The 8750-nt window shown below is 42.1% G+C and carries 5 protein-coding genes; 2 read left to right on the forward strand and 3 right to left on the reverse strand.

What is annotated here, in order from left to right; all coding sequences use genetic code 11:
• Positions 1–234 precede the first annotated feature (234 nt).
• Positions 235–1212 (reverse strand): hypothetical protein, encoded by a 978-nt coding sequence (locus KNP74_RS14585; RefSeq protein ID WP_214764695.1) that lies wholly within the window; start codon positions 1210–1212, stop codon positions 235–237.
• A gap of 81 nt (positions 1213–1293) precedes the next feature.
• Entirely contained in the window at positions 1294–1590 is a 297-nt protein-coding gene (locus tag KNP74_RS14590; protein WP_214764696.1) for a hypothetical protein, read from the reverse strand.
• 453 nt (positions 1591–2043) lie between these two features.
• On the opposite strand from KNP74_RS14590, the gene KNP74_RS14595 reads away from it, so the two are divergent.
• Positions 2044–3018: an ankyrin repeat domain-containing protein gene (locus KNP74_RS14595; RefSeq protein WP_214764697.1), complete on the forward strand. Its 975-nt coding sequence runs from the start codon at positions 2044–2046 to the stop codon at positions 3016–3018.
• A 119-nt stretch (positions 3019–3137) separates the two neighbouring features.
• A complete protein-coding gene (locus KNP74_RS14600) occupies positions 3138–4484 on the forward strand; it encodes a PDDEXK-like family protein (RefSeq protein WP_214764699.1) in 1347 nt (448 codons plus the stop codon).
• Positions 4485–4547: 63 nt separating this feature from the next.
• Here the strand turns inward: KNP74_RS14600 and KNP74_RS14605 are convergent, their stop codons facing one another.
• The gene (locus KNP74_RS14605) at positions 4548–8588 is read right to left on the reverse strand and encodes an Ig-like domain-containing protein (protein WP_214764700.1); all 4041 of its coding nucleotides are present in this window, start codon (positions 8586–8588) and stop codon (positions 4548–4550) included.
• Positions 8589–8750: the final 162 nt, after the last annotated feature.

The following is an 8750-nucleotide window of genomic DNA, read 5'->3' on the forward strand; positions in this document are numbered from 1 at the left end:
GGACCGGATGGACATCCCGAGCTCCAGATAGGTCTCTATTTTCACGCGTTCGGCTGTGGTAAGATGGGTGTAGCTCATAGCGATTCCTCTGTCTGAATGTTTGTGTGGTAACTTCATTCTACACGAGGCCGTCGCTATGGACTTTTTTGCGTTCACGTTCAGGTGTTGCACTTAATTTTATAATTCATCAAAAACAAAAGACCAACTTCTAAAGTTGGTCTGAGCAACACGTATTTAAATATCCTTGAACAAAGGAGAAAGTTCTTCTTCATACAAATCTCTCAATCCATCACGTCCAAGACAATTGCTACGGTAATCGAAGAATAAGCTTAACAGAATGGTAAGTTCTCGATTCCCCACGTAAACTACCGCCTTTTTGTAACGCTTCCCATTCGATAGAGTTTTTTCTTCAAACGTGATTCCCTCGTCAGCAAATATCAATTTGAATAAGTTTTCTTTCGCATCGGGATCTCCAGACGCGACAATCACCGGGAAATCAAATTGCTCAATGACTCGCTTCAAGAGTTTCGTCCTTGCGACGACCATTTTACCGTACTCATTCAAACCATCTAGATTATCTGTCTCAATGGCAGACTGGATTTTTTTCAAATATCGTTTTCCAGGTTTAAATGCTTTTAAATACTCATTTTGATCCAATTGATAAGGCCAAGTATTTTCATCCTGACGAGGGAGCGGTCTCCAGTCCATTAGCGCAGCTTTTATTTTATGGTCTTTATCATATAAGGTTTGAATACGTTCATATTTTTCTTTCCACTTGTTCGTTGTCTCTTCGTCCTTTTTCCCGTCCTTTAAAGCGAACCAATCGTATTCCGGTTGCTCTAATGCCAGAAGTAAGCGAGCTTGAAAATCTAACATAGTTGAACGCGGATTACCTTCTTTTTTATTGTGTGGCGCCAATCCTTTTTCAGCACGAATTTCATTCGTGACTTCTCCAAGTAACTTGTATCCTGTATGACCACTTTCATCCCAATAACCATTTTCCCAACCTTCACCTAACCAAGTATCTGAATTTTTACCATACACTCGTGTTCGAGCGCGCACCGCTTCAATCGGGTAGCCACCAAGACCTTCTTCGTTTCCAAAAAATACGATATCAGCTTCTCGAAAGGCGCCGTAACCAAACCATTTCTCTAATCGTTTCATTTCTTCTTCTGATAGATGAAACTGGTCGTTTTCAAAATTTGTTGTCATTGTTTGGCCTCTTTTCATTGGGATGGGATAGCAATTGATAAAAACTTAGGACTCAGTGTACTTAGTTGTCAACAAATCACATCACATTTTTTGTTCGATGCGCTTTAGCACTGCTAGAATCTCTTCTAAAATCTCCCGATCGCTTTTTGTGTCTTCTTGATCGACGTATCTTGGCAGGACACTTTCCATCGCCACTTCCCATGTCGACCGATTCTCATCTCGATAATCACTCACAGCTTTAAAAATTTCCAAGTATTCATCGGATAGTTGTTGACGACTTCCAATGAGCCCTAAATCCCGTAAGCATTTCTTAAAGAATCGAACATTACCTGGCTTGTCTCCTACCTTCTCTGCAAAATCTTGATCTGAATAATACATATACATCCCTCCAAATGATGAGCATAACTTGCTCTTGGCAATACAAAAGTACTTCATTTGAAATTTGTAAAGTATTTATTTGATTTTATTAAAGAATTCAAAAGTAGTCCTAATTCAAAATAGCTTTCGAACTGAAATGGATATTAAAAGAAAAATAAGAACAATTAATTACAAAACAATTATATAATAACTATATAATGGAATCTACACTATTTTAATAAGGTGGGATACGTATTGACGACATGGAGCAAAGACCAACCAGTGTGCGCAAGTTGTCGCTATTGGGGCGGCCAACGCAACGTAGACTTTACCGCCAGTTTTTTCGAAACCAAGGAAGCGACCGGAAGATGTAACGGCCCGTATAGCGGTAGCATGAGTGGTCTCGATACTTTCGAAGGAGCATCTTGTCTAAAATGGGAAACCGTACGAACATCATGAAACGGAGGCTGGTACATGTATAAATTGTTAAAAAAAGCGATTTCATCTAAAAATGAAGCGCTGACCATCAGACTATTCGAGTCGATTGAGTTAGACGATTTCCACACTAAGCAATTACTTCGTCTTGCTTTACAACATAATCCAAAACTCGCCCCATTATTTTTATCATATGAAGATATCTGTGATTTTCAAATATGTGCCGAATCCGGGCATCTCGATTTGGTCGAAACGTTCTTCGCAAAGGGGCTGAATGCGAACAGTACTACCAAAACTGGACAAACGATTTTAACCGAATTGGTGTTTCGGAATAATACTCCTCTTGACGTCATCCAATCCTTGCTCAATCACGGCGCAGAAGTTGAACGTATCGGTCGCTGGGGAGAAACGTCGCTCCATTTCGCAGTGAGTTCTAATCAACTTGAACCCGCTCGACTTATGATTGAACATCTGCGTCGATTAAATCCTCATTACACGCTGCCAGATGATTTGCTAGACTTCTTGCCAAATCGATTGCGTCCTGAAACCGTCGATTTCGTCATCGAACAAGGGGGGCGTGTCTCTCACAAAGCAATATATCTTTGCATTTTTGATGAGAACGAAATGACACTCCAACGCATGCTGCGTTATCCGGTAGCGCCTTTCAGACTACATGAGCCATTTAATTTTTTGGCACTCTCGCTTCATCGTGGTCGCCCTTCAATTTTTAAACGGAAGTTTTTAGAATGCCTCCCAGTCCAAAGAGATGAACGAACATCATTTTGCGCCGGTTTAGCAATGGTCATGATCGAATCAGGTTATTTGAACCTTTTGCCACTCATGCTCGAACAAGGCATCGAAATAAATTATGTGACTCCGAACGAAGCGGTGACACTTGTGGATGTCTGTCTTGGCAAAAATGAAAAAGGCTGGGCCCAACGTTTTCGCGATATGGGTGGGAAAACGTATCGAGAACTCCATCCCCCAGAGATTGTTCCGTTTCCAAACAAATAGACGGAATCCGCCCTTTACTCTTCATCCAATCATTTTTTATAACCAGGTTAAATATTCTCCATCCTCATCATGATTTTTTATAGTTTACTAATCTTATCAACTATCCTTAGGAGGTCCCTATGCCCTACTCACTCGACACCATCTTACAACTCGAAAATTCGACGGATTTCAACCGCCTTCATCAACAGTTCCATCAATTTAACCCTCTCAAAGTACTACGTGTTGACCAATATGAGATCCGCCACTCGAACGTCCTCGCTTGGCTGTTCGACCCGAATGAGAATCATCGACTGGGAAGTTTTTTCTTACGTAAAGTACTGATGAACCTCGTGACGAAAGCGGATAATGAAGATAAAATCAACGGCTTTGATTACTTGTCATTCCTTCATACGTCGCTCTCTGACGTCGTCGTTCATCGAGAGTGGTCGACAAATGGGCATGGTTCGATTGATTTATTAATCGAAATTCCTTCGTTAAAGACAATCTTGCTCATTGAAAACAAATTTCATTCAGCTGAATCCGAAGGGCAATTAGATCGCTATTTGACAAGTGTGACAACTCGTTATTCAGAGTGGAAAGTACTGCCTGTCTTCTTGACGCTATCAGGCGAACCACCATCTCACGACGCTTATTGGATGTTGGCCTATGAAGATGTTCTACAAATCATCCTACAAGAACTCGATTTGAATAAAGAAACGATTGCCGACAGCATTTATGACTTCTTGAATTACTATGTAGCATTACTAGAAGAACAATTAGTTGAGGATGAAAACACGATGCAGATGGCGATGAGGCTGTACCAAAACTATGCCTCAGCCATTCATTTGATTTATGCCAATGCCTATCAAAATACCAATCGCCAAAAACAAATCGAGCTTCGTGAGGCTGTAGCTGTGCTACAAGAGTTATCCTCGACCGAGCGAGAACATTTGACGAAATTCTATGCAAAGAAAAGCAAAACAATTGATTACATCTTTAAAATGGGTAGCAATATTCTTTATCAATCATTCTTGTCATTTGCAGAGAAGCAAAAGCTACCGAATCACCTATATCGACCGCATGCCAAAGTCCCGAATTTTATTTCTCCACAATGGGAACCATACTTAGAGAACATGGAGAAACTTGGTAGTAGCTACTGGATCGGTTATGGAATGATTATCTGGTTCTCACGAGAATGGAACCAGGATTTAAAATTCCACGTCGAGGTCGGTCCGATCAATTATACTGACCGGTTGAAATTGTTGGAGGTGTTACGAGACCAAGGAATCTCATTCCGCCCATCGGGTATGCTCGAAGGTAAAAAATACACAAAAATCTATGTCGCAACCACTCCAGTCTCGGATTGGACGGATACAGCCTGCGTAGAGCGTGCGATGGCATCACTCGTGACATCTTCTGGTTATAAAGAACTTGAGACCAAAGTGTTGAATGTATTGAGTTCGCTCTATACAACAGTCACGCCGTAAAAAAACACCTGAAGCTTTGGCTAAACGAATAGCCAAGCCTTCAGGTGTTTTATTGTAACTGCATCACTTCACTACTTTAGTTACTTTCTTTAATTCCAGATATCCGGTTTGCTTCATCTTCACAGTCACCGTAACCCCAGCTTTTTGACGTGGAATCGTCAACTTGTAGTAGCCTTTCGAATCCACTTTTGCGGTCTTACTGATAGCTTTCGTTCCGACAAACGCTTGAACCGTCGCAGCTTTATTGCCTTTACCCGTTACCGAGGTAGCGCTCGATTTCAACGTGTTAACAGTGAACGTCGCGAACGTATTCAATACTTTGGACGAAGCAGCCGTCGATAGGTTTCCTGCCGCATCTTTCGCTCGGACCGTCACCGTCGCTCCTGCTTTCGTCGTTTTCAAGCTGTAACTGTATGTGCCGGCAGTCGATGCTCTCGTTGTGTACGTCCGTCCGTTGTACGTGATGGACACCGTCGACCCCTTCTCAGCTTTACCGGTTACTTTCGTCGATTTGTTCGTCAACGTCGAGATGCTTGGTTTCGACGGTGCTATTTTATCGATGGTGAACGTCAAAGCAGTTATATTTCCCGCTTGGTCTGTGACACGAAGTGTATAAGCCCCTGAATTCTTCACTGGCCAACTGTTACGAATACGTTTGCCATTCAACGTCGCAGTTCCTTCGTTGTATTGAATCGTTACGGATTGATTTGTTACTTGGCGACTCTTGACACCTGAGATGACAGGAGCGGTGCGGTCGATGGTGAATACGCGCACCGTCTCGTTCCCGAATTCATCAGTCAAACGAAGCGTATACTTACCAGGTTGATTGATCAGTTTGCCCGACTTGTAGGGCACGTCATTTAATGTCGCCGTCCCTTCATCGAATCGTAGAGCGATGCTACGATAATACGATTTGCCGGTCGTAAACCCAGTTAAGGCAGGAGGAGTGTTATCGATTGTGAAACGAATAGTCGTTTCATTCCCGGCCTCATCCGTCACGAGGAGGACGTACGCTCCTGATTGATTAATCACAGTCCCAGATCTGAATGGCACGCCATTTAACACTGCAGTTCCTTCACTAAACAGTGGCGTCACACGTTGATACGTTTTACCTGATTCCACTCCCGTGACGGTAACAGGTTTCTGATCGACTTTAAATCGAATCGTCGTTTTGTTTCCAGCGCGGTCAGATACGATTAATTCGTACTCCCCGTCCGTCGAAATCGGCGTCCCTGAAACATACGGTTTCCCGTTCAACGTGCCAGTCCCTTCTACAAATACAGGCGTCACAGATTGACGATACGCTTTTGCTTCAACACCCGTCACAACTGGGGGGAGTTGGTCTAATCCAAACATAACAATCGTTTCGTTACCAGCCGAGTCTTTGACTTTTAACTCATAAGCCCCGTCTTTATCAACCGTGTAATTTTTCGCAATCGTTTTTCCATTCAATGTCGCCGAGCCTTCATTAAACGAAATGACTACAGGTTTTGTATATTGTGTGTTCGTCTGCACTCCCGTGACGACTGGAGCCGTCAAATCGATAATGAACGGCGTGACTGTCGTATTTCCAGCTTTATCTTCTACAGACAGTTCATACGAGCCTTCCGCTTGAACTGCGGTTCCGCTCGTGAACAACTTACCGTTCAATTTGCCGACGCCTTCTGTGAATGTCGGAGTCACTGTTCGATTATAACGTTTCCCACTCTCAACCCCACTCACGATTGGGGCAATTGAGTCCACTTCAAATGATAACTTCGTCACGTTACCCGCACGGTCAGTCACCACTAAGTCATACTTCCCATCTTTCGTCACTTCATGGTTCGTTTGAATCTGTGTACCGTTCAGTTTTGCAACTCCATCGGTAAAGTAAATCACTGCACGGCGGTAAGTTGCTTCGTCCGATACGTTCGTGACTTTTGGTGGTGTTACATCAATTTCAAATTTACGTGTCGTCAGGTTTCCTGCTGCATCTTGTACAATCAGTTCATATAATCCCTCAGCCTTGATAATTGTACCGCTAGCGAAGGCACTTCCATTCAACTTCGCAGTACCTTCTGTGAATACAGGAGTAACTTGTTGATTGTAAAGTTTACCGTTCTCTACACCCGTGACGACCGGTGCCTTGTAATCGATTGTGAAATAAACATTCGTTTTATTACCAGCGTTATCGATGACCTCAAGAACATATTCACCTTCTTGGTCAATTTTCGTCCCGCTCGTATACTTCACACCATTCAATGTCGCAGACCCTTCTGTGAACGTCGGAGTGACTGCTTGCTTATAAGCTTTTCCAGTCTGGATGCCGCTTACTTGTGGTGCTGTCTTATCAATGGTGAACGAAATGCTCGCATAAAGCCCATAGCCATCATGGCCATGAAGTTCGTAATATCCATCTTCTGTAAATGTGGTACCTGAACCGATATAATCGATACCGTTTAAATATAATCCACCTTTGTTATAAGAAATGGTGACATCATGATTATAGACCTTTTGATTTTCTGCCCCTTTAATGATGATTGGCAAATCGTCAGTTACATCGAACGTGTATGATTCACTCGTATATTCTTCATCACTTGCAAAAACTTGGACCGTTTTCGACTCCGTTAAATCAAGTCCTTCAATAAGGAAACGCCCATCAGCATTGATTGTCGTCGTATAAATCTCTCCGTCGACTTCAGCTTGAATTTTGAGCCCCGGGCTCCCACTTCCTTGAATAAAGGATTCAGATGCTTTCGGATTATAGACCGAGAAAACGCGATATTTGCGTTCTTCGACCTCTGACTCGATTCCAACTGGATCACTACTGTAATACTTTATACTAACGTCGTTATTTAGTATGAAATCCGGATAGAAGTTCGTGTAAAGACCGCTATATTCTGTTCCGTAGCTTAAATCGTAATAGACACTGCCTTCTTTAGTTGAAATCAAATCAAGATTCGTACCAGATAAGTAGATTCCTGAATCTTTTGAGGCGGTCACGACAGGCTTTTGATTGTCATATACTTTCAAAGTAGTCGAATAAGTAACTCCATTTGTTGCTGTAATTTGAATTAGTGCCGTTGCTTGTTCATTCATTGGTATGTTGACTGCTTTGAATCGACCATTCGATGACAGATCAGTCTCAACTCCGTTAATGTTGATTTTAGTCGCTAAAGGTAATGTTAACCCTACTAAATCAAACGTATCATCTCCGTTATCGACTAAAGCCCCGCCCGTACTAATTGGGAGCTCGAAGCGAGTAACGTTAGACATCTGCATGCTCCACATCGAGTTACTTCCGGCTACTTGAATATCTCCATTATAGATTGGAGAGCTATGTCCAAAGTTCATTCGATTTCCGTATAAAGTTCCGTAGACGGATAATCCACCATACGTTCTTAGAGCACCTAAGACGTATATATTTTTCGTGACTATAACGTTTGGAACAGTTGAAAGAAGAGCTCCTGGCATAACAAATACATCCTGATTAATATATTGTCCTTCCCATACGGTGCTTTCTTGAATAACGTGCACTCCTAAGTCAGCGATATACCGTTCGAGATATAGTGAGTCGTTCACATCAGTAATCGTCTTCTTGTTTTGGTTTTGGTCAGTAATCTCAATTTCAGTCACATCCCAAAAACCACTTAAATTATGAAACGTTTCTGCAACACCAAACGATAAGTTTGCTGTCGTTTCCTCTCCAGACTCCCTAACTGCATTAGGAAATTCAGCATCATCTTGGCTGATTGTCACTATTTTACCTGTACTACGATGTTTGAATGTCGCACTGATTTTTTTTACAAATGCATTATCTTTGGCTACAACTTGATATGTATCTTTAACTGTATTGTTTGGATTCAGTGTTACGAATTCCGAAGAAACATATTCAGGGTTCTGATAATCATCTTCAATATTAAGAAGATTGAATACATTATCACCTTCAAACGGTCCATTCAAACTCACTGTATTACCAGCTACGTCACTCACTTCAATTCGTTGAACTTTCCATTCACCAAAAATCACATCGTGCCAGTCACTCATATGCGCTCGATATACTTTGTCATGTTCATAGTACTGTAATTGAACTGACCGTTCTTCACCTGATTTTAAATGCTCCAAGTAAACGGTGGCTTGATCCGCTGGTTTCCCTGTATCTTCAACTGGTACTTCAATTTCTAAGTAGTCGTGCCATGTGTGTAATGCAAAATAGGAGTGCAGAAGTGTGCAACGGAAACGTACACAACTCTGCACTCCTATTTTAGAAAAGAAAAAGGACTTGCC

The organism is Exiguobacterium sp. s141, from assembly GCF_018618085.1.
GTDB classification, from domain to species: Bacteria; Bacillota; Bacilli; order Exiguobacteriales; family Exiguobacteriaceae; genus Exiguobacterium; species Exiguobacterium mexicanum_A.

What these genes read in the sequence shown, in the direction of transcription:
- KNP74_RS14600 (WP_214764699.1), top strand. Translation starts at nt 3,138, where the DNA reads ATGCCCTACTCACTCGACACCATCTTACAACTCGAAAATTCGACGGAT.
- KNP74_RS14585 (WP_214764695.1), bottom strand. Translation starts at nt 1,212, where the DNA reads ATGACAACAAATTTTGAAAACGACCAGTTTCATCTATCAGAAGAAGAA.
- KNP74_RS14590 (WP_214764696.1), bottom strand. Translation starts at nt 1,590, where the DNA reads ATGTATTATTCAGATCAAGATTTTGCAGAGAAGGTAGGAGACAAGCCA.
- KNP74_RS14595 (WP_214764697.1), top strand. Translation starts at nt 2,044, where the DNA reads ATGTATAAATTGTTAAAAAAAGCGATTTCATCTAAAAATGAAGCGCTG.